The following is a 20,241-nucleotide window of genomic DNA, read 5'->3' on the forward strand; positions in this document are numbered from 1 at the left end:
TTGTATTAAGTGATTAGCAAAGATCGCCCGTATTCATTTGCCGGTACGCTATAATTGTGTATTGTGGCACGGAAAGTGCAGGATTTCGGTCAGTCACACACAACATCAAACCACAACAAAAGCAAATCGGATGTCACGAATCGCCCCTGGCATTCATGAGGATTGATAAAGGTAACTCTATGAAAAAAATGTTGAAACTTTTGCCACTAGCCTTGGTGTTCGCAGCAGGAACCGCGTTGGCCGACGTGCCCAAGAATATCAAAATCGGTACTGATCCTACCTATGCGCCCTTCGAGTCCAAAAATGCCAGCGGTGAACTGGTCGGCTTCGATATTGATCTGGCAAAAGAACTGTGTAAACGCATTGCCGCTAACTGTACTTTTGTTGAAAGCGATTTCGATGCACTGATCCCCTCTCTGAAAGCGAAAAAGATTGATGCCATCATCTCTTCCCTGTCGATCACGGAAAAACGTCAGCAGGAAATTGCATTCACCGACAAGCTGTACGCCGCCAATGCGCGGTTGATCGCCAAGAAAGGTTCGACGATTCAACCTTCCGTTGATGCGCTAAAAGGTAAACGTGTTGGCGTTTTGCAGGCGTCTACCCAGGAGGCTTATGCCAATCAGTATTGGCAGCCGAAAGGTATTGATGTGGTTGCCTATCAGAATCAGGATCTGATTTATGCCGACTTGACGGCAGGTCGTATTGATACGGCATTCCAGGATGAAGTCGCCGGGAGTGAAGGTTTCCTGAAACAGGATGCAGGAAAAGCCTATGCGTTTGCTGGCCCGGCGGTAAAAGACGACAAACTGTTCGGCGTCGGTACCGGTATGGGGCTACGCAAGAATGAGACTGAGCTCAAAGTTGCACTGGATAAAGCCTTTGCGTCCATACGCAAAGACGGCACCTATGACAAGCTGGCGAAGAAGTATTTCGACTTCAACGTCTACGGTGACTAAACCCGCCTGACTAGCGTCCGTCCGTGTTGCGGACGGGCGTATCTGAATTTTCTGAACGGATATATGTAATGCTGTATGGCTATTCCGAACTGATCATGGATGGCGCGCGCATGACGTTGCAACTGGCGATATGCTCGCTGGTGCTGGCTCTGGTCATTGGTCTGGTTGGCGCGGCAGCCAAGCTGTCTTCCAGTCGGCTGCTGTCGGGGTGTTTTTCCGCATATACCACGCTGATTCGTGGTGTACCGGATCTGGTTTTGATGTTGCTGATTTTTTACGGGCTGCAGATGGTGCTCAACAGCCTGACCGACACGCTGGGTATGGAGCAAATCGATATCGATCCTCTGGTGGCCGGCATCATCACGCTGGGATTTATCTACGGCGCCTATTTTACCGAAACCTTCCGTGGCGCTTATCTGGCTGTGCCTCGCGGGCAGATTGAAGCGGCGGTCGCGTTCGGTTTTTCGCCGATGAAAGTATTTCGTCGGATTATGTTTCCTTCCATGATGCGTTTTGCACTCCCCGGGATTGGCAATAACTGGCAGGTGATCCTAAAGGCGACGGCACTGGTTTCGCTGCTAGGGTTGAGCGATGTCATCAAAGCGACTCAACTGGCGGGGAAAGGCGCGCACCATCCCTTCTTTTTCGCCATTGTGGCGGGGGCGCTGTATCTGATTTTTACCACCCTGTCCAACGGGGTGCTGTGGTGGCTGGAAAAACGCTACTCCGCAGGGGTCCGGAAGGTTAACTATGAGTGAGATCTTACAACAATACTGGCAGGCTTTGCTGTGGAGTGACGGCTATCGCCTTACCGGGCTGGCGATGACGCTGTGGTTGCTGATCAGTTCCGTTGTCGTCGGCGGATTACTGGCGGTTCCCCTGGCTGTGGCTCGCGTATCACCGCGTCGGCGCTTCAGCCTGCCGGTGTGGGCGTTCACTTATGTGTTTCGCGGTACACCGTTGTATGTCCAATTGCTGGTGTTTTACTCCGGCGTCTATAGCCTGGAATTTGTGCGCGGTACCGATTTACTGAACGCTTTTTTCCGCAGTGGGTTGAACTGCGCCATTTTGGCGCTGGCGCTCAATACGTGCGCCTATACCACCGAGATTTTCGCCGGTGCCATTCGTTCCGTGCCTTATGGTGAAATTGAAGCCGCCAGGGCATACGGTTTTTCCCGGTTCAAACAGTATCGCAGCATTATTTTGCCTGGTGCCTTGCGTATCGCGCTGCCTGCCTACAGCAATGAAGTGATTCTGATGCTGCATTCTACCGCGCTGGCTTTCACCGTGACCGTCCCGGATATTTTGAAAATTACCCGCGATATCAATGCGGCGACCTACAAGCCGTTTCACGCCTTCGGTATTGCCGCCGTGATGTATCTGGCGATCTCTTTTGTACTGGTGAGCCTGTTCAGAAAAGCGGAGCGTCGCTGGTTACGACATCTTCACACTCGTTCATCCCATTAAATGCAGGAACAACGCATGCAGAATAATCAGCTGATGGTGACGGAATTACGTAAACGTTATGGTCAGCATGAAGTGCTAAAAGGCATTTCATTACAGGCTAAAGCCGGGGACGTCATTTCAATTATTGGTTCATCAGGTTCGGGTAAAAGTACGCTGTTGCGCTGTATCAATTTCCTTGAAAAACCTTGCGAGGGTGCCATTCATGTGAATGGTAAGGAGATCCATATGGTGCGGGATAAAGACGGTCAGCTTAAGGTGTTTGATAAAAAGCAGCTCCAGCTGCTGCGCACTCGCTTGACCATGGTGTTTCAGCATTTCAACCTGTGGAGCTTCATGACTGCGTTGGAAAACGTGATGGAAGCACCGGTACAGGTACTGGGGCTTAGCAAGGCTGAAGCCCACGAACGCGCAGTATTTTATTTGAACAAAGTCGGTATTACCGGCGCATCACAGGATAAATATCCTGCCGATCTGTCCGGAGGCCAACAGCAACGTGTCTCTATCGCTCGCGCATTGGCGATGGAACCGGATGTGTTGTTGTTTGATGAACCGACGTCGGCGCTGGATCCGGAACTGGTCGGCGAGGTGTTGCGCATCATGCAGCAGCTGGCGGAAGAAGGGAAAACCATGGTGGTGGTGACGCATGAAATGGAGTTTGCCCGCCATGTTTCCAGCCATGTCATTTTCCTGCACCAAGGGCTGGTGGAGGAAGAAGGCCCACCGGAAGAGGTATTCGGCAACCCGAAAAGCCCACGTTTGCAGCAATTTTTGTCCGGTGCGTTGAAGTAATCACTCCGGTATGAAGACCAAGGCACCCAGACAAGGTGCCTTGGCGTTTTGGTACAGGTGATTTCCGGCTTAGCGGGGAGGATTGAGTAAATCCGCCAGCGCTTCTTCCAATTCAAAAAAACGGAATCCGAAACCGGCTTTTTCCAACCGCTGCGGTATTGCTCTTTGTCCGCCGAGCAGAAGAGTCGCCGCTTCGCCCAGCGCCAGTTTCAGCGCCCAGCCTGGTGTCCGCAGGAAGGCGGGGCGATCCAGTACATGCGCCAGCATGGCCGAAAATTTCTCATTACGCACCGGGTAGGGCGAAACCATGTTGAAAGGGCCGCCCAGTATCGGATTATCCAGCAGGTAGAGGATGGCATTGATCATATCGTCGATGTGGATCCAGGGCAGGTACTGTTTGCCGGAACCGATCGGGCCGCCTAGTCCGACCCGGAACAGCGGCAGCATTTTTGCTAATGCGCCTCCCTCGCGGGAGAGTACGATACCGGTGCGCAGCAGACAGACACGGGTTTTGTCGCTTTCGGCATCCAGCGCCAGTGCTTCCCAACGCGCGCACAAGGTATGGGTGAAATCATCGTGCGCAGGCTCGTCTTCGGTGACTACTCCCTGGCCCTGATCGCCGTAATACCCTACGGCGGAACCGGACAGAAAGACAGACGGCGGCGTCTGGCTGTTCTGGATGAGCTGGGTTAATCGTTGGGTGATTTCCCAACGACTTTGGCAGAGTCTTTCTTTCTGGGCCGCACTCCAGCGTTTGCTGGCGATGGGCTCGCCCGCCAGGTTAATCACGCCGTCAAATCCATCCAGAGACGTTTTGTCATTCAAGTTGTGCCAGTAATTCACCTGAGTTCCCAGTATCTGGCGCGCCTGCTCTGGATCCCGGGTGACAACCGTAATCTGATGCGAAAGTGATAATAGACGCTGGACCAGTGGGCGCCCGATAAGGCCGGTACCGCCGGTGATCAGTAACTGCATATCTGACCTCGCTTTTGTCTCAGGTTATGCCCGATTGCCTGGAACGACAGACTCGCAGGCGGAACGATGGATGGGGATACAGCCAGCATACCGGTTTTTTCATCATTGTGGTTATGGCCGAAAGCCGCTGCCGGGGAATAGATCACATGTTGACGATAACGCATTCATGATGATGTTTTTTTTATCGATTGGCGACGGCGATGAACGCAGAAAAAACCATGGGTAATAAAGTAACAAGGCGCCCTGGGGCACCTTGTTATACGGATGATGAGGTGGCAACGCTCAGTCAGGCGCGGCTTGCCAGTTGGTAGGCGCGTTGAGTGGCCGGACGTTCGCGAATACGTTCGAACCACGTTTGCACTGCCGGGAATTCGTTCAGGTCAATGCTCTGACGTTCGTGGGAAACAACCCATGGATAAGTTGCGATGTCGGCAATACTGTAACTGTTACCGGCCAGCCAGGTATGCGTCTGCAACTGCTTGTCGAGCACGCCGTACAAGCGTTGGGTTTCCTTCTGGTAGCGTTCGATGGCATAAGGAACGGGCTGGGGCGCATAGTGGCTGAAATGATGGTTCTGGCCTAGCATCGGGCCGAACCCCGCAACCTGCCAGAAAAGCCACTGTAGGATTGCTGTACGTTCCCGCACGTCGGCGCTTAACAGTTGACCGGTTTTTTCCGCCAGATAGAGCAAGATAGCGCCCGACTCAAACAGACTGATGGGGGCTCCGGCGTCAGCGGGTTGAGTATCGACAATCGCCGGAATTTTATTGTTGGGGGAGATCGCCAGAAATTCGGGTTTGAATTGTTCGCCTGTACCGATATTCACCGGGTGCAACTGGTAAGGCAACTGGGTTTCTTCCAGAAACAGCGTGATTTTATGACCATTGGGCGTTGGGGCGTAATACAGTTCGATCATGAGTATTCTCTCCACATTATTAGATTCCAGCTACCGTTGAACGCAGCGGGCGCCAGTAAATTAACATTGTTGTAACCCGGATATAAATAACCGTTGCATCTATCAATAGACATGGCTGAATGATGCGTATTTGGCAAGTATTGCACGCAGCCGCGGTAAAAATTTTTGATACCATGGGGCATAGTGAAGATCTTAAATATGTCAGGAATACGATCATGAAACTGGTGTTTGCTTCCGATCTGCATGGGTCGCTATCCGCGACGGAGCAGGTACTGGAACGTTTTGAGCAGAAAGGCGCGCAATGGTTGGTGCTGCTGGGGGATTTTCTCAATCACGGCCCGCGCAATCCGTTGCCGGAGCGTTATCAGCCCGCTGATGTGGCAACCCGGCTAAATGATTATGCGTCCCGGATTATCGCGGTGCGGGGTAATTGCGACAGTGAAGTGGATCAGATGCTGCTGAATTTCCCGGTGACAGCGCCGTGGCAACAGATATTGCTGCCGGATTGCCGGTTATTTTTGACTCATGGGCATCTGTTTCATCCGCAACAACGTCCTGTGTTGAATGCAGGCGATGTGTTGGTGTATGGGCATACCCATATCCCTGTGGCGGAGCGATGTGATGACATCTTCTGTTTTAATCCTGGGTCGGCCAGCCTGCCCAAGGGCGGTTTCCCGGCCAGCTATGGCGTGCTGGAGGATGGCGTACTGCAGGTGCTGCCGTTGTCAGGCGGCGCGCCTATTGCGCAGGTTTCGGTTACACACTAAGTTAGCGTGACTCTCTCACTGTCTCTTATTCAAATAACGATGCGCGTGAACGCGCCACAACCAAAGGGTTTCCGAGGATGGTAGAACAAACTCAGGCGGCAGGCACGGAATGGGTCGATATCGTTGATGAAAACAACGAGGTCATTGCTCAATCAAGCCGTCAGCAGATGCGTGCTCAGTGTCTGCGACATCGTGCCACCTACATTGTTGTGCATGACGGCATGGGGAAAATTTTGGTTCAGCGGCGAACCGAGACCAAAGATTTCTACCCCGGCTGGCTGGATGCGACGGCGGGCGGCGTGGTGCAGGCGGGTGAAGCCTGGCTAGAGTCGGCCCGACGTGAAGCGGAGGAAGAACTTGGGATTGCCGGTGTCCCGCTCGCCGAGCATGGGGTGTTTTATTACGAAAGCGACGACTGCCGGGTGTGGGGAGCGTTGTTCAGCTGTGTGACTCATGGGCCGTTCGCCCTGCAAGCGGAAGAGATCGTGGAAGTCAGTTGGTTAACGCCGGAAGAGATTACTGCCCGCTGTGATGAATTTACGCCGGACTCGCTCAAGGCGCTGGCGCTATGGTTGAGCCGCAATAATAACAACGCGGCGGAAATGCAATTGACGCGATCATCACGGAGCCAGCCCGAAAAATCGGCGCGTCCGGAGAGCCACGACGCGGTGGACGAGAACTAAAATACAGATTGTCGGCACCATAAAAAACGCCAGCTTATGCTGGCGTTTGTTCTGTTTAAACCGACTTATTAGGCGATTTGAGTCGACTGAATAGCGGTCAGCGCTACGGTGTAAACGATATCGTCCACCAGTGCGCCGCGGGACAGGTCATTGACCGGTTTACGCATACCTTGCAGCATCGGCCCGATGGAGATCAGGTTGGCGGAACGTTGCACCGCTTTGTATGTGGTGTTGCCGGTGTTCAGATCCGGGAACACGAATACGGTAGCCTGACCGGCAACCGGCGAGTTCGGCGCCTTAGACTTGGCAACGTCGGCCATGATGGCGGCGTCGTACTGCAACGGGCCATCGATAACCAGATCCGGACGTTTTTCCTTGGCGATGCGGGTGGCTTCGCGCACTTTGTCCACGTCGCTACCGGTACCGGAGTTACCGGTAGAGTAGGAGATCATGGCGACGCGCGGCTCAACGCCGAATGCCGTGGCGGAATCAGCAGACTGGATAGCGATTTCAGCCAGCTGTTCGGCGGTCGGATCCGGGTTGATGGCGCAGTCGCCATAGACCAGAACCTGTTCCGGCAGCAGCATGAAGAACACGGAGGAGACCAGCGAGCTGCCCGGTGCGGTTTTGATCAACTGCAACGGCGGACGGATGGTATTGGCAGTGGTGTGAACCGCGCCGGAAACCAGACCGTCAACTTCGTTCTGTTCCAGCATCAGGGTGCCGAGTACCACGTTGTCTTCCAGCTGTTCGCGCGCAACCACTTCGGTCATGCCTTTGCTTTTGCGCAGTTCGACCAGGCGTGGTACGTAACGTTCGCGAACCACAGCCGGATCGACAATTTCAATGCCTTTACCCAGCTCTACGCCCTGAACCGCCGCCACACGCCGGATTTCTTCCGGATTACCCAGCAGCACGCACTGTGCGATACCGCGTTCGGCACAGATAGCAGCCGCCTTGACGGTACGCGGCTCGTCGCCTTCCGGCAGCACGATACGTTTACCGGCCTTACGGGCCAGCTCGGTCAGCTGATAACGGAAGGCTGGCGGAGACAGACGACGAGAGCCTTCGGACGCGGCGCTCAGCGAGTCGATCCACTGGGAATCAATATGGCGTGCAACGTATTCCTGAACTTTTTCCACGCGCTCGCGGTCATCGGCAGGCAGTTCCAGATTGAAACTCTGCAGGCTCAGGGAGGTCTGCCAGGTGTTGGTTTCCACCATGAATACCGGCAAACCGGTTTGGAAGGCGCGTTCGCACAGTTTGGCGATGCTGGCTTCCATGGTATAGCCGCCGGTCAGCAGCAGTGCGCCAATCTCGACGCCGTTCATGGCGGCCAGACAGGCGGCGACCAGTACGTCGGGACGGTCAGCGGAAGTCACCAGCAGCGAACCCGGACGGAAATGCTCCAGCATGTGAGGAATGCTGCGGGCACAGAAAGTGACGGATTTCACCCGGCGGGTTTCGATGTCACCGGTATTGATTATCTTGGCATTAAGGTGTTTGGCCATATCGATCGCGCGTGTGGCGATCAGATCGAAGCTCCAGGGAATACAGCCCAGTACCGGCAGCGGCGTATTGGCGAAGAGGTGCTTCGGATCGACGGTTTTCACGCTGGCCTTGGAGGAATCGTCGAAAATTTCCGACAGGTCGGGACGAGTGCGACCCTGTTCATCCACCGGAGCATTCAGTTTGTTGATGATAACGCCGGTAATATTTTTATTGCTGGCGCCGCCGAAGCTGGAACGGGCCAGTTCGATACGTTCTTTTAACTGATCCGGCGAGTCATTGCCCAGCGCCATAACGAATACGATTTCCGCATTCAGCGTTTTGGCGATTTCATAGTTCAGCGCATTGGCGAACTGGTGTTTGCGGGTCGGAACCAGACCTTCTACCAGGACGACATCAGCATCTTTAGTATTTTCGTGGTAACGGGCGATGATTTCTTCCAGCAGAACGTCCTGCTGGTTGCTGCTCAGCATGGATTCCACATAGCTCACCTGCAGCGGCTCTACGACATTGATTGCCGAGTTTGCACGGATGATGGTAGTGGTCTGATCCAGCGCGTTTTCGCCGGCACGCGGTTGGGCGACCGGTTTGAATACGCTCAGGCGTACACCTTTTTGTTCCATGGAACGAATGACACCCAGGCTGACGCTGGTCAGTCCCACACTGGTGCCAGTGGGAATCAACATGATTGTACGGGACACGGCTTAACCTCGTTTGCGGTTGCTCGTTGCTCAAAACAACTCCGTCAGCCGGAGCTGACGGAGTGGGGAAGTTATCAGGCGGTCAGACGGAGTGCGTCTTGCGCGATGACCAATTCTTCATTGGTGGGGATCACCAGTGCCGGACGGCAGCCATCTTTAGCGATGTTGCCGCCTTTGCCGAAGCGGGCAGCCAGGTTGCGTTCGTGGTCGACATCCAGACCCAGCAGGCCCAGCTGTTTCAGCGTCAATTCGCGTACCATGGCGGCGTTTTCACCAATACCACCGGTGAAGATGACGGCGTCCAGACGGCCTTCCATCAGGGCGCTGTAGGCGCCGATGTATTTGGCCAGACGGTGGCAGTACACGTTCATGGCGCGTTTGGCGTCTTCTTTCGTTTCGTAGTTGTCTTCAACGTAACGGCAATCGCTGGTGACTTCGGTCAGACCCAACAGGCCGGACTCTTTGGTCAGCAACTTGTTGATGTCCGCTACGCTCATGCCCATGGAATCGTGCAGGTGGAAAACAACCGCCGGATCGATGTCACCGCTGCGGGTACCCATCACCAGGCCTTCCAGCGGGGTCAGCCCCATCGAGGTATCGACGCATTTACCGTTGCGAATGGCGGAAACAGAACCACCATTACCCAGATGGCAGGTAATGACGTTCAGCTCATCAACCGGTTTGTTCAGCAGTTTCGCCGCTTCGCGGGAAACATAATAGTGGCTGGTGCCGTGGGCGCCATAGCGACGGATATGCTGTTCTTTGTACAGTTTGTATGGCAGAGCGTACAGGTAGGCTTCTTCCGGCATGGTCTGATGGAACGCAGTGTCGAAAACGGCTACGTTCTTGGATACAAGCTGCGGGAATTCTTTTAGCGCTTCTTCAATACCGATCAGATGAGCCGGGTTGTGCAGCGGAGCGAACGGGATAGCATCTTTGATACCCTGCAGCACTTCGTCGTTGATCACCGCGGACTGTGTGAATTTTTCACCGCCGTGAACAATACGATGACCGATGGCTACCAGTTGCGCGGACAACTCGGGTTTTTGGCTCAGGATGGTGTTGACAATGAAACTCAGTGCTTCGCTGTGGGCGGCACCGGAACCCAGTGCGGCTTCCTGTTTGGCGCCATCCATTTTCCATTTGATACGTGCTTCAGGCAGGTGGAAACATTCAGCCAGGCCAGACAGGTATTCATCACCGCTTACGGCATCCAGAATGGCGAACTTCAGGGATGAACTACCACAGTTAAGAACCAGTACTAACTTACTCGACATGGAAGTACCTACTTGTTATACATGGTTAAAAAAATGTCATACGGTGTTCAGCGTAGCGCAGAAAACCAACGACATTTATGATTAACATCATGGCCTGGCGATTTACCGGGCATGACAGCGAAAATTGCCGATGTGCAGGATGCTTTATGGCGTAGGAACGCGCGAGGCAGAATGGCATCGGCATGAAATATATGCGACGGCAGACTTGGGTTGAAAGCGTTTGCCCCAAAAGGCGGCCGTCAGCCGAGTGGCTCTGCGTCGAAACACGTTTTTATCGTGACCAAAAGGCAGTTTAGGATACCGATAGCAATCATTAAACTCAAAATATATTTTAAGCTTGTCAATTCTAGTTGGTAATTTGTACAAAAATTTTATTATTTATACGTGAAGTTGAGGTACGACTATGACAACCGCACCTGTCGGTAAGCCCGGATGGTTGAAATTGTTTCAACTAGGGCAGCATTACATGAAGACCTGGCCTGCTGATAAACGTCTGGCACCGGTTTTCCCTGAGAATCGTGTGGTGCGCGTGACCCGTTTTGCCATCCGTTTTATGCCGCCGGTTGCCATTTTTACGTTGACCTGGCAACTCGCGCTGGGTGGACAACTGGGGCCGTCGGTAGCAACGGCGCTATTTGCCTTGAGCCTGCCGATGCAAGGGTTGTGGTGGCTGGGCCGCCGGTCGGTTACGCCGTTGCCACCTTCGTTGCTGCAATGGTTTCATGAGATCCGGGCTAAGCTGTTGGAGTCCGGTATGGCGCTGGCGCCGGTCGAAGATACGCCGACTTACCAGATGCTGGCGGATGTGCTGAAACGTGCATTCAAGCAGTTGGATAAGACTTTTTTAGACGATCTTTGATGTAAACCCGATTTTGTGCGATTCAAGGCAACCATTTTTTCATTCGACTCTGCGCTAAATCAAAAAACCGGCCCCGCCCGATATGCCATCCTGCTATCAGTATCCTTTAAGTCGGAAAAAGATTCAGGAGTGCACCATGGAAATGACCAATGCCCAACGATTAATTCTGTCGAATCAGTACAAAATCATGAGCATGTTGGATGCGGATAACGCGGAGCGTTACCGGCGTCTGCAAACTATCATTGAACGCGGTTATGGCTTGCAGATGAGAGAACTGGATCGCGAATTCGGCGATCTGAGCGAAGACGTTTGCCGTACTATCATCAATATTATGGAAATGTACCATGCGTTGCAGGTGTCCTGGGCCAACCTGAAAGAAAAGCCTGATATGGATGAGCGCCGCCTGACATTTCTCGGATTTGATGTGGCGACTGAGGCTCGTTATCTGGGGTATGTGCGTTTCATGGTGCATGTAGAGGGCCGTTATCCGCATTTCGATTCTGGCACGCACGGGTTTAACTCCCAAACCAAAATGTGGGATAAATACAATCGTATGCTGGCGGTATGGCAGTCCTGTCCGCGTCAGTATCACCTGAGTGCGGTGGAGATCGCGCAAATTATTAATGCCTGATAAATAAAGAGGGGCTTTGCGTGGAGTGTAGAGGTTTTCTGTTTGATCTTGATGGCACGCTGGTGGATTCACTGCCTGCTGTCGAACGAGCCTGGAGCAACTGGGCTCGGGATCACGATATCAATCCGCAGGAAGTCCTGGATTTTATTCACGGGAAACAGGCTATTACGTCGTTGCGCCACTTTCTGGCGGGAAAAAGCGAAGCGACCATTCAGCAAGAGTTCGTCACGCTGGAGCAGATTGAGGCGACGGATACCGCGGGAATAGAAGCCATGCCTGGCGCGTTGGCTCTACTGAACCGTTTGAATGCACTCGGTATTCCTTGGGCGATAGTGACGTCGGGAACAATTCCGATTGCCCATGCGCGTCATGCGGCATCAGCGCTGCCTGCGCCGGATATATTCATTACCGCAGAACAAGTCGCGCGGGGTAAGCCTAATCCTGACGCTTATCTGTTGGGGGCCGAAAGGCTGGGGTTGGCTCCCGCCGAATGTGTAGTGGTCGAGGATGCGGCAGCTGGCGTGCAGTCCGGGCTTGCCGCTGGATGCCGGGTTATTGCTGTCAATGCGCCGGATGATACCCCTGGGTTGGAGTACGTTGATATCGTACTGCGCTCGCTGGAATCATTACATATCGACCTTGCTGCTGACGGGCTGGCGGTTGTCCGGCAGCGTTAGTCTAACCGGGCTAAACATGATCAAAACCTTGCTTCGGCGGGGTTTTTTTATGGCATGCTGACGGGTGTCGGAATCGCCAGCCAAAAGGAGAATGCATGTTGAACAGCGAGCTTATCTGGGTGTTTAGCCTGCTGTTAATCGCCATCGTGTTGTTTGCTATGGGGAGACTGCGCATGGATGTGGTGGCGATGCTGGTCATTATCGCCTTTGTATTGAGCGGCACGCTGACGTTGCAAGATGCGCTGATGGGCTTCAGCGATCCCAATGTCGTGTTGATTGCCGCGTTGTTTGTCGTCGGTGAAGGGTTGGTGCGTACCGGCGTGGCTTATCAGGTAGGGGACTGGCTGATGCATGTCGCTGGCCAGAGCGAAACCCGTATGCTGATTCTGTTAATGGCGACGGTGGCGCTGCTGGGCGCATTTATGAGTTCGACCGGGATTGTGGCCATCTTTATTCCTGTCGTGCTTAATGTGGCCGCCCGTATGAAAACTTCGCCGGCCAGGCTGATGATGCCGCTGGCATTCGCTGGATTAATCAGCGGCATGATGACGCTGGTGGCGACGCCTCCCAATATGGTAGTCAGCAGCGAATTGACCCGGCTGAGTGGGCAGGGGTTCAGCTTTTTCACTACCACGCCGATTGGTGTGGTGGTATTGCTTGTTGGCATTGGTTATATGTTGTTGGCGCGTTTTCTGTTGGCGAACGCTGACGGCGATAACAGCAAAGACGTTTGGAAACGGAAGACCTTTCGTGACTTGATTCGTGACTATCGTTTGACGGGAAGGGCGCGGCGTTTAGCTATTCGCGCCGGTTCTCCTTTTATTGGTCAGCGGCTGGACGACTTACTGCTGCGCCAACGCTATGGCGCCAATGTTGTCGGCATCGAGCGCTGGCAGCGTTTTCGGCGCATCATGGTCAGCGTGGCGGGAAATACGGAACTGCGGCTGAATGATGTGCTACTGATCGATATGTCGGCTTCGGATGTGAATTTGCGTGATTTTTGTTTTTCACAGCGGCTGGAGCCCATGGTTTTGCGTGGTGAATACTTTTCGGAACAGTCGCGTGATGTGGGGATGGCTGAAGTCTTATTAGTCCCCGACTCCGGTTTATTGGGTAAAACCTTGCAGGAAGTCGGGTTTCGTAGCCGGTATGGTCTAACGGTTGTCGGTATTCGACGTGGAAATGAAGCGTTGGATGGTGCGTTGGCGGACGAACCTCTGCAATTAGGCGATGTTCTTTTAGTGATAGGGGATTGGAAAAATATTCGCTTACTGCATCAACATAAGCAGCTTTTTATTGTGTTAAATCTGCCTGCCGAGGTGGATGAAGTGGCACCGGCCCGGCATCAGGCGCCGCATGCGTTGTTCTGCCTGGCATTGATGGTGGCGATGATGCTGACCGATGAAATCCCCAATGCCGTGGCGGCGCTGATTGCCTGTTTACTGATGGGGCAGTTCCGTTGCATTGATATGGAAAGCGCGTATCGAGCGGTACATTGGCCGAGTTTGATCCTGATTGTCGGCATGATGCCTTTTGCGCAAGCGCTGCAGCAAACCGGCGGGGTCAGCCTGATCGTAAAAGGGTTGATGGAAATTGCCGGCGATGCCGGCCCGCAATTTATGCTGGTTTGCCTGTTTGTGATCTGCGCATTGATTGGGCTCTTTATTTCTAATACGGCGACGGCGGTGCTAATGGCGCCGATAGCGGTGGCAGCGGCAGAGCAGATGCAGGTCTCGCCTTATCCGTTCGCCATCACTATCGCTATTGCCGCCTCTTCGGCATTTATGACGCCGGTTTCTTCGCCGGTGAATACGCTGGTGCTGATGCCGGGCGGGTACCGTTTTAGTGATTTTGTCCGGGTTGGCGTGCCGTTTACCGCGTTGGTGATGCTGATCAGCGTTGTTATGATCCCCTGGTTGTATCCTTTTTGATCGCTTGATCAGCGGTTATAGCGACAAATCCTGGCTAATTTCGTCCAGCGACAAATTGAAACTGGGAATGAAGACTGTCATGAAATAGTCCATTTCCGGGCTCTGGCGCTGCTGGAGTGTTTTTTCCAGCCGCCCTTTGGCGGGGAGAAATTCATTGTTGCCAGCGGACAGCTCTTCCAGACATTTCAGGTAAGCGCACAGCGCATCCGCCTGCTTGACAATGGCTTGTTCCTCTTCGCTGGCTTGCCGTTCATCCAGCAGCAGTCGGAAATCCTGCTGTAATTCCTCCGGCAGCATACTGATCAATTTCTGGCGGGCGATTTTTTCTATTTTTTTATATTCATGCGCAATCTGGGCATTGTGGTACTTGATGGGGGTCGGCATATCGCCGGTCAGCACTTCGCTGGCATCATGATACATCGCCAGCAGTGCTATGCGTTCGGTATTAAGGTTGCCGTTGAATTTACGATTCTTGATGACGGCCAAAGCATGGGCGACAAACGCTACCTGCAAGCTGTGTTCCGACACATTTTCCGTGCGAACATTTCGCATTAATGGCCAGCGATTAATCAGCTTCAGTCGGGATAAATGGGCAAAGAAGTGGCTCTGAATCATAACCTTCTCTCGATATTCGGCAGGAAGGCATTCATTTTGTGGGGCAAAAACGGAATAAGCAATCGGATTGAACGGTATCCTTATTACCAGAATTAAGCAGGCTACATGCAACGGTAGCCTGCCAACGTGGGATTACTGATGATAGTGTCCCAGGAATCGCCCCAGTTTGCTGACAGCCATTTCCAGGTCATCAACACGCGGCAGCGTTACAATACGTACATGATCCGGCTCCGGCCAGTTGAACGCGGTGCCTTGAACCAGCAGAACCTTTTCCTGGAGCAAGAGATCCAGCACCAGCTTTTGGTCGTCATGAATGTTGAAGCGTTTGGCATCAATACGCGGGAACATATAGAGCGCGCCGCTGGGTTTAACGCATGAAACGCCGGGGATTTGGTTAATCAGCTCCCAGGCGCGGTTTCGTTGCTCATACAGGCGGCCGCCGGGATGGATGAATTCGCTGATACTTTGATAACCGCCTAACGCCGTCTGGATCGCGTGCTGCATGGGGACATTGGCGCACAGACGCATTGATGCCAGCATCTCCAACCCTTCAATGTACCCACGGGCATGTTTTTTCGGGCCATTGAGTACCATCCACCCTTGACGAAAACCGGCTACGCGATAGGTTTTGGACAGGCCATTGAACGTCACTGTCAGCAGGTCCGGCGCCAATGCGGCGATGGAGTGGTGTTGTGCTTCGTCGTAAAGAATCTTGTCGTAAATTTCGTCAGCGAAGATGATCAGACTATGCTGGCGCGCTAATTCAACGATCTCCAGCAGTAATTCTTTGCTGTAAACTGCCCCAGTCGGGTTATTCGGGTTGATGATGACGATACCGCGGGTGTTAGGGGTGATTTTTTTGCGAATATCATCCAGATCCGGAAACCAACCCGCCTCTTCGTCGCAACGGTAATGCACGGCGTTGCCGCCGGATAGTGAGACCGCTGCAGTCCAGAGTGGATAATCTGGTGCTGGCACCAGCATCTCATCATTGTCATCCAGCAGAGCCTGCATGGACTGAACGATAAGCTCAGATACGCCATTGCCGATATACACATCTTCAAGAGTGATATCGCGCATGCCGCGCGCTTGGTAGTGCTGGACGATGGCTTTACGAGCGGAGTACAGGCCTTTGGAATCGCAGTATCCCTGCGCTGTCGGCAGGTTACGAATAACGTCGACCAGAATTTCATCCGGTGCATCAAAACCGAATGGCGCCGGGTTGCCGATATTAAGTTTAAGAACCTTGTTTCCTTCTTCTTCCAGTCGTTTGGCTTCTTTGAGTACCGGGCCGCGGATGTCATAACAGACATTTTCAAGTTTTTTCGATTTTTCTATTGGGGACATTTAACAAACCTTTTACAGGACGCCTTCCTGAGTGGTAATAGCATAAGCAGCTTAATGTACTCCTCCCGTCCCCTATTTTGAAGAATGTTTCCTGACTACGGGGTATACCCGCAAAGTAATTCTCTGTGGTGCCATGTTGGTTTAAAATACTGGTTGTTAATTTTATGCTGGCGTTTAGTCCTGTTAAAAAACATGTGGGTAGCTCATTTCTGCAGATCGTTGGGGAATGTTAAAATATTCCATCGCCATGTATTGTTCGCATAAAACAGCGCCTGAGCGTTGCGAATGCCACACCTGCAGATAGGATGAATATCGTGGTGAGATCTGGGGGGCTATTCCATGATTAATTATAGACTGAAACCGGTATCAGAAATTGATGCTGTTTTAAACTGCATACAAACACAGTAGGGATATATCTGATGATCGTGGTGGACTACATAATTTTCATATCTCGAATAGATTTCGCTTATGACTAGAATTGAGCAAAGCAACAGAGAATGAATAGGAATAAAAGATGAGTGCAAATTCAGCGCGAAGGGAAAGTCAGTAATTAATATAAAAGACAAGAAACATAATTCAGATATTCCACGCCTATGTTCTGAAATAAACGTGTTATCACCGAGACTCCAGTACCACTTATGTTATGTGAGCCTTTTTTTATTTGCGATTATTTTTTACAAAAAAGTAAAAAAAATTACATAAAATTTAAGTGAGGGAGTGATAGTAACTAACTGTATTAATAGCTTTTAATAAGGCCTGCTTCAAGTGAGGAAAAGAGAGAAGGCAGATTATCGTTAAAAAATGCACACAACCTATCATGGAAACTAAAGCGTTTTGCCGAAGTGGATGAAACGAGAGTTCAGGAAGAGAGAATGAAAGTAGCAGGGCTGCTGTTTTTATCAGCGGAATGTATTTTTCTGGTAAACCGAAACATTAAGTGCATGAGGAATGCATGTACGTCGGGAAATAACAGGATGCAGATATTTTTCTTACTGATTTTGTATAAGGTAAGCGCAATCATAATCTTATATCTCTGAACTGGATCTCATTAAGAAAACATCCGGCATCTGGTTTTTTAGATAGTTTTATTTTATCATGTAAAATAAATAAAAGAGTTCTTTTTGCATGTCTGATTACGTAATAAGATAGTCAAATAAACAGTCATGCATAGAGCGTGATTATGGCAAAAAGAATATTGATTCGCTTTTGGCCGTGAAAACGCTCTGCGATACTGTTTTTTCATTATGTATCAGGCTTTGCCGATGCTCTTACACCAACACCAGGTATGTTTGTTAAAAATTAAAATAGATAAGTGAAGAACCATATGACAAATGCAAGTCGTCCCGTCCTCAATCTGGATCTCGATCTGTTGAGAACGTTTGTTGCTGTCGCCGATTTGAATACGTTCGCAGCCGCTGCAGTGGCGGTTTGCAGAACCCAATCGGCAGTCAGTCAGCAGATGCAACGATTGGAACAACTGATCGGAAAGGAGTTGTTTGCCCGACACGGGCGGAACAAGCTGCTGACTGAACATGGCATCCAGTTTCTGGGTTATGCCCGGAAAATACTCCAATTTAATGATGAAGCCTGCGCATCGCTAATGTTCAGCGATATTCAGGGAACCCTCACTATAGGTGCTTCGGATGATACGGCTGACACTATTCTTCCGTTCATTTTGCAACGAGTGACAACCGTGTTTCCTAAACTGTCGATTGCGGTCAGCATTAAGCGCAGCGCAGAAATGATGGAAATGTTGAATCAGGGAAAAATTGATCTGGTTATCACGACCTTTAACAATAATAATTTTCCCCATGTCTTGCTGCGTACATCGCCAACGCTGTGGTACTGCGCGGCGGATTACCAGTATCAACCAGGGGAGACAGTACCGTTGGTCGTGCTGGATGAGCCCAGCCCCTTCAGGTCTCTGGCGCTGGAACAGTTGAACGCGGCAGGTATTCCATGGAAGATCGCCTATGTGGCGTCCACCTTATCGGCTGTGCGCGCCGCAGTGAAGGCTGGTTTGGGAATTACCGTGCGTTCGGTTGAAATGATGAGCCCGGAGCTGCGAGTTCTCGGTGAAGAGGAAGGATTACCTCGCCTGCCTGAAACGCGCTATTACTTGTGCAAAAACCCGTCGCATGACAACGAACTGGCTAATGCCATTTTCGGTGCTATTGAGTCTGGAACCCGATCCCAACTGTTGCCTGTCGTGCCGGGAACTGATGGTGAATCGCGGGAACCTGCTGTGGATGAATCGTAATTGCGGCGGGGGTTGAATCCTCGGTAGACAAACAGCGTTACTGAATCATTTCCCCTCACACCTGGTGTATGACGTTGTCGTGCATCAGGTGGATTGTTTCAATTCATTTCGCCTTTCCCCGTTTCTGACTACTTGGCTATTCTTTTTGTTGTCAATGCGTTGCTTTAGCGATAATGGTCATCTAACCCAATGAAATGCTGTTTCTTTTTTTTTAAATCTATATTGCCGTCCGGTGGCTATCGATGGGAGGGTTAAAGGGGTAATTTAATTACTAACATAATCGATAAAAGTGTGTTCTGGATCAAAAAATATCCCTAATGACACTATGGAAGAACAGGAATTCTTGATGGAAATGGTATAGTGCACGTGGGTATAGCGTTGCAGTGCATAGCTATCCGTTAACAAATCGGCCAGCACTGACACGTTTTAGCGGTGATAGTGTTTGAAGGTTGTTAACAAAAATGCGTGCGTGTAAAGTAATGCGCTGCTATTTTTTGAGATGTTTAAAATAAAGTTATACAACAGGGAATCAGGCCACAAAGGATAGCTGCTTAACCTTTTCAGTCGTGTGCTTATGTGGCGATAAATCCTTCCTTTTAATCGATGTGGCAGCCGAACTGCCGACCAGAGCAGAGAGCTGACCGCTTTTGATGAGTAAGCAAGAGTATGTCAACAACTACTGAAGTTCTCGCCCATCACTGGGCCTTTGCGCTATTTATCGTCGTTGCCGTAGGTCTCTGCGGTTTTATGCTGCTTGGTGGTTTTCTGCTTGGGGGACGCGCAAGGGCGCGGCACAAAAATATCCCTTATGAGTCTGGTATCGACTCTGTCGGCTCAGCGCGGTTGCGTCTCTCCGCCAAATTCTATCTGGTCGCAATGTTTTTCGTTATTTTCGACGTCGAAGCCCTGTATTTGTATGCCTGGGCCGTTTCCATCAAGGAGAGCGGTTGGGTGGGGTTCGTCGAGGCCGTCATTTTCATTTTGGTGTTGTTGGCTGGTCTGGTCTATTTGGTTCGTATCGGCGCGTTGGACTGGACGCCTGTGCGTTCCAAACGACAAGTCGTGAAGTCCAGTATTGCGGCACAAACCACCAACATTCACCAGCAGTAATAGCGAGGCATTAAACGATGGATTATACGCTCACCCGCATAGATCCGGACGGTGAGAACGACCGTTATCCCCTTCAAAAACAAGAGATTGTTAACGACCCTCTTGAGCAGCATGTTCATCGCAGCGTCTTCATGGGAAACCTGGAACATGCGCTGCATAATATGGTGAACTGGGGCCGGAGTAATTCCCTATGGCCCTATAACTTCGGTCTTTCCTGCTGCTATGTAGAAATGGCCACTTCATTTACCGCAGTCCACGACGTAGCGCGATTTGGTTCTGAAGTTATCCGCGCTTCCCCCCGTCAGGCGGATTTCATGGTAGTGGCAGGCACTCCGTTCCTGAAAATGGCTCCGGTCATTCAGCGTCTCTACGATCAAATGCTTGAACCCAAATGGGTGATTTCCATGGGAGCCTGCGCCAATTCAGGCGGTATGTACGATATTTATTCCGTAGTTCAGGGCGTGGACAAGTTCCTTCCGGTGGATGTGTATATCCCGGGGTGTCCACCGCGGCCTGAAGCCTATATGCAGGCATTGCTGTTGCTGAAGGAATCCATTCGTGAAGAACGCCGCCCGCTGTCATGGGTGGTGGGCGATCAGGGGGTTTACCGCGCCAATATGCAGTCTGAGCGTGAGCGCAAACGTGGTGAGCGGATTGCAGTAACCAATCTGCGGACCCCTGACGAGATTTAACCTGTGGGTGAAAGGCCGTCGATGGCTGCGTAATATCACGATAACAGTGTGCAGCCATCATCAGTCACAGAATTAA

At 51.7% G+C, this 20,241-nt stretch carries 19 protein-coding genes; 13 read left to right on the plus strand and 6 right to left on the minus strand.

All coding sequences use genetic code 11. The features are described 5' to 3' along the window. Positions 1-179 precede the first annotated feature (179 nt). From HEP82_RS07405 to hisP, 4 genes are all read left to right on the plus strand, one after another. Positions 180-959, plus strand: a complete 780-nt coding sequence (locus tag HEP82_RS07405; RefSeq protein ID WP_192457496.1) for a lysine/arginine/ornithine ABC transporter substrate-binding protein — start codon at positions 180-182, stop codon at positions 957-959. A 68-nt stretch (positions 960-1,027) separates the two neighbouring features. Further along, on the plus strand, positions 1,028-1,717 hold the full coding sequence (locus HEP82_RS07410) for a histidine ABC transporter permease HisQ (RefSeq protein ID WP_015854250.1): 690 nt from the start codon (positions 1,028-1,030) through the stop codon (positions 1,715-1,717). Further along, positions 1,710-2,426: an ABC transporter permease gene (locus HEP82_RS07415; protein WP_015854249.1), complete on the plus strand. Its 717-nt coding sequence runs from the start codon at positions 1,710-1,712 to the stop codon at positions 2,424-2,426. The genes HEP82_RS07410 and HEP82_RS07415 overlap by 8 nt, the downstream gene beginning before the upstream one ends. Before the next feature lie 15 nt (positions 2,427-2,441). Beyond that, complete coding sequence (gene hisP, locus HEP82_RS07420; RefSeq protein ID WP_192457497.1) at positions 2,442-3,215, plus strand: histidine ABC transporter ATP-binding protein HisP; 774 nt, start codon at positions 2,442-2,444, stop codon at positions 3,213-3,215. A 69-nt stretch (positions 3,216-3,284) separates the two neighbouring features. On the opposite strand, the gene HEP82_RS07425 is transcribed toward hisP, so the two are convergent. After that, entirely contained in the window at positions 3,285-4,190 is a 906-nt protein-coding gene (locus HEP82_RS07425) for a TIGR01777 family oxidoreductase (protein ID WP_192457498.1), read from the minus strand. 286 nt (positions 4,191-4,476) lie between these two features. Beyond that, positions 4,477-5,106 carry a GSH-dependent disulfide bond oxidoreductase gene (gene yfcG / locus HEP82_RS07430; RefSeq protein ID WP_192457499.1) on the minus strand — a complete coding sequence of 210 codons (630 nt, stop codon included), beginning with the start codon at positions 5,104-5,106 and terminating at the stop codon, positions 4,477-4,479. A gap of 215 nt (positions 5,107-5,321) precedes the next feature. Here yfcG and yfcE point away from each other — a divergent pair, with 215 nt between their 5' ends. Together yfcE and yfcD are read left to right on the plus strand one after the other, a co-directional pair. Next, positions 5,322-5,873, plus strand: coding sequence for a phosphodiesterase (gene yfcE, locus HEP82_RS07435; protein ID WP_192457500.1), 552 nt, complete (start codon positions 5,322-5,324; stop codon positions 5,871-5,873). Between the two features lie 77 nt (positions 5,874-5,950). Then, positions 5,951-6,556: an NUDIX hydrolase YfcD gene (gene yfcD / locus HEP82_RS07440; protein WP_192457501.1), complete on the plus strand. Its 606-nt coding sequence runs from the start codon at positions 5,951-5,953 to the stop codon at positions 6,554-6,556. 68 nt (positions 6,557-6,624) lie between these two features. Here yfcD and pta read toward each other — a convergent pair whose 3' ends face one another. Beyond that, positions 6,625-8,766, minus strand: coding sequence for a phosphate acetyltransferase (gene pta, locus HEP82_RS07445; RefSeq protein ID WP_192457502.1), 2,142 nt, complete (start codon positions 8,764-8,766; stop codon positions 6,625-6,627). Between the two features lie 74 nt (positions 8,767-8,840). Beyond that, entirely contained in the window at positions 8,841-10,043 is a 1,203-nt protein-coding gene (gene ackA, locus HEP82_RS07450; protein WP_192457503.1) for an acetate kinase, read from the minus strand. 403 nt (positions 10,044-10,446) lie between these two features. Here ackA and yfbV point away from each other — a divergent pair, with 403 nt between their 5' ends. The 4 genes from yfbV (at position 10,447) to HEP82_RS07470 (ending at position 14,141) form a co-directional block, all read left to right on the plus strand. Then, complete coding sequence (gene yfbV, locus HEP82_RS07455; RefSeq protein ID WP_192457504.1) at positions 10,447-10,902, plus strand: terminus macrodomain insulation protein YfbV; 456 nt, start codon at positions 10,447-10,449, stop codon at positions 10,900-10,902. A 136-nt stretch (positions 10,903-11,038) separates the two neighbouring features. Then, positions 11,039-11,533: a YfbU family protein gene (locus HEP82_RS07460; RefSeq protein WP_015854240.1), complete on the plus strand. Its 495-nt coding sequence runs from the start codon at positions 11,039-11,041 to the stop codon at positions 11,531-11,533. 20 nt (positions 11,534-11,553) lie between these two features. Next, on the plus strand, positions 11,554-12,210 hold the full coding sequence (locus HEP82_RS07465; protein ID WP_192457505.1) for a sugar phosphatase: 657 nt from the start codon (positions 11,554-11,556) through the stop codon (positions 12,208-12,210). A gap of 95 nt (positions 12,211-12,305) precedes the next feature. Beyond that, complete coding sequence (locus tag HEP82_RS07470) at positions 12,306-14,141, plus strand: SLC13 family permease (RefSeq protein WP_192457506.1); 1,836 nt, start codon at positions 12,306-12,308, stop codon at positions 14,139-14,141. Positions 14,142-14,156: 15 nt separating this feature from the next. Here HEP82_RS07470 and yfbR read toward each other — a convergent pair whose 3' ends face one another. Further along, positions 14,157-14,756: a 5'-deoxynucleotidase gene (gene yfbR / locus HEP82_RS07475; RefSeq protein WP_015854237.1), complete on the minus strand. Its 600-nt coding sequence runs from the start codon at positions 14,754-14,756 to the stop codon at positions 14,157-14,159. 132 nt (positions 14,757-14,888) lie between these two features. After that, entirely contained in the window at positions 14,889-16,103 is a 1,215-nt protein-coding gene (locus HEP82_RS07480) for a pyridoxal phosphate-dependent aminotransferase (RefSeq protein ID WP_015854236.1), read from the minus strand. Positions 16,104-17,427: 1,324 nt separating this feature from the next. Here HEP82_RS07480 and lrhA point away from each other — a divergent pair. The 3 genes from lrhA (at position 17,428) to HEP82_RS07495 (ending at position 20,165) form a co-directional block, all read left to right on the plus strand. Then, complete coding sequence (gene lrhA / locus HEP82_RS07485) at positions 17,428-18,363, plus strand: transcriptional regulator LrhA (RefSeq protein WP_192457507.1); 936 nt, start codon at positions 17,428-17,430, stop codon at positions 18,361-18,363. A 666-nt stretch (positions 18,364-19,029) separates the two neighbouring features. Continuing rightward, a complete protein-coding gene (locus HEP82_RS07490) occupies positions 19,030-19,473 on the plus strand; it encodes an NADH-quinone oxidoreductase subunit A (RefSeq protein WP_015854233.1) in 444 nt (147 codons plus the stop codon). Positions 19,474-19,490: 17 nt separating this feature from the next. Beyond that, positions 19,491-20,165 carry a NuoB/complex I 20 kDa subunit family protein gene (locus HEP82_RS07495; protein ID WP_192457508.1) on the plus strand — a complete coding sequence of 225 codons (675 nt, stop codon included), beginning with the start codon at positions 19,491-19,493 and terminating at the stop codon, positions 20,163-20,165. Positions 20,166-20,241: the final 76 nt, after the last annotated feature.

The sequence above is a fragment of the Musicola keenii genome, from assembly GCF_014855505.1.
In the GTDB taxonomy this organism is placed as follows: domain Bacteria; phylum Pseudomonadota; class Gammaproteobacteria; order Enterobacterales; family Enterobacteriaceae; genus Musicola; species Musicola paradisiaca.

Bases quoted from the DNA above. Each gene is read 5' to 3' on its own strand.
- HEP82_RS07405 (WP_192457496.1), top strand. From the start codon at position 180: ATGAAAAAAATGTTGAAACTTTTGCCACTAGCCTTGGTGTTCGCAGCA.
- HEP82_RS07410 (WP_015854250.1), top strand. From the start codon at position 1,028: ATGCTGTATGGCTATTCCGAACTGATCATGGATGGCGCGCGCATGACG.
- HEP82_RS07415 (WP_015854249.1), top strand. From the start codon at position 1,710: ATGAGTGAGATCTTACAACAATACTGGCAGGCTTTGCTGTGGAGTGAC.
- hisP (WP_192457497.1), top strand. From the start codon at position 2,442: ATGCAGAATAATCAGCTGATGGTGACGGAATTACGTAAACGTTATGGT.
- HEP82_RS07425 (WP_192457498.1), bottom strand. From the start codon at position 4,190: ATGCAGTTACTGATCACCGGCGGTACCGGCCTTATCGGGCGCCCACTG.
- yfcG (WP_192457499.1), bottom strand. From the start codon at position 5,106: ATGATCGAACTGTATTACGCCCCAACGCCCAATGGTCATAAAATCACG.
- yfcE (WP_192457500.1), top strand. From the start codon at position 5,322: ATGAAACTGGTGTTTGCTTCCGATCTGCATGGGTCGCTATCCGCGACG.
- yfcD (WP_192457501.1), top strand. From the start codon at position 5,951: ATGGTAGAACAAACTCAGGCGGCAGGCACGGAATGGGTCGATATCGTT.
- ackA (WP_192457503.1), bottom strand. From the start codon at position 10,043: ATGTCGAGTAAGTTAGTACTGGTTCTTAACTGTGGTAGTTCATCCCTG.
- yfbV (WP_192457504.1), top strand. From the start codon at position 10,447: ATGACAACCGCACCTGTCGGTAAGCCCGGATGGTTGAAATTGTTTCAA.
- HEP82_RS07460 (WP_015854240.1), top strand. From the start codon at position 11,039: ATGGAAATGACCAATGCCCAACGATTAATTCTGTCGAATCAGTACAAA.
- HEP82_RS07470 (WP_192457506.1), top strand. From the start codon at position 12,306: ATGTTGAACAGCGAGCTTATCTGGGTGTTTAGCCTGCTGTTAATCGCC.
- yfbR (WP_015854237.1), bottom strand. From the start codon at position 14,756: ATGATTCAGAGCCACTTCTTTGCCCATTTATCCCGACTGAAGCTGATT.
- HEP82_RS07480 (WP_015854236.1), bottom strand. From the start codon at position 16,103: ATGTCCCCAATAGAAAAATCGAAAAAACTTGAAAATGTCTGTTATGAC.
- lrhA (WP_192457507.1), top strand. From the start codon at position 17,428: ATGACAAATGCAAGTCGTCCCGTCCTCAATCTGGATCTCGATCTGTTG.
- HEP82_RS07490 (WP_015854233.1), top strand. From the start codon at position 19,030: ATGTCAACAACTACTGAAGTTCTCGCCCATCACTGGGCCTTTGCGCTA.
- HEP82_RS07495 (WP_192457508.1), top strand. From the start codon at position 19,491: ATGGATTATACGCTCACCCGCATAGATCCGGACGGTGAGAACGACCGT.